This is a genomic window from Mycobacterium sp. 852002-51971_SCH5477799-a, assembly GCF_001667145.1.
In the GTDB taxonomy this organism is placed as follows: domain Bacteria; phylum Actinomycetota; class Actinomycetes; order Mycobacteriales; family Mycobacteriaceae; genus Mycobacterium.
In genome coordinates, this window is the sequence record NZ_LZIF01000010.1 from 1 (window position 1) to 599 (window position 599).

The 599-nt window shown below is 67.1% G+C and carries 1 protein-coding gene; it reads left to right on the forward strand.

Translation table 11 applies throughout. The features are described from left to right. Positions 1-599: AMP-binding protein (locus A5753_RS00665; protein WP_156655846.1), on the forward strand; the 599-nt coding region annotated here is incomplete at both ends.

Genomic DNA, 599 nt, shown 5'->3' on the forward strand with positions numbered 1-599 from the left:
TCGGTGTGGGAGATCTGGGGGGCGCTGCTGCATGGCGGGCGGCTGGTGGTGGTGCCTGAGGAGGTGACCCGCTCCCCACAAGACTTCCACGCCCTACTCGTCGCCGAACACGTCAACGTCTTAAGCCAAACCCCCTCAGCGATGGGTGTGTTGTCTCCACAGGGGTTGGAGTCGACGGCGTTGGTGGTTGGCGGTGAGGCTTGCCCAGCCTCATTGGTGGATCGGTGGGCGCCGGGGCGGGTGATGGTCAACGCCTATGGCCCAACCGAGACCACAGTGGATGTCTCAATTAGCGCCCCGCTGGTGGCGGGGTCGGGGACCCCGCCGATCGGTGCGCCGGTGGCCGGGGCGGCGTTGTTCGTGCTGGATGGGTGGTTGCGCCCGGTGCCGGTCGGGGTGGTGGGTGAGTTGTATGTGGCTGGTGCTGGGGTGGGTGTGGGTTATGTGGGTCGGGCGGGGTTGACCGGGTCACGGTTTGTGGCCTGCCCCTTCGGGGCGCCCGGACAACGCATGTATCGCACCGGGGACTTGGTGTGTTGGCGCGCTGATGGGCAGCTGGATTATCTGGGCCGCGCCGATGAGCAGGTCAAGATCCGCGG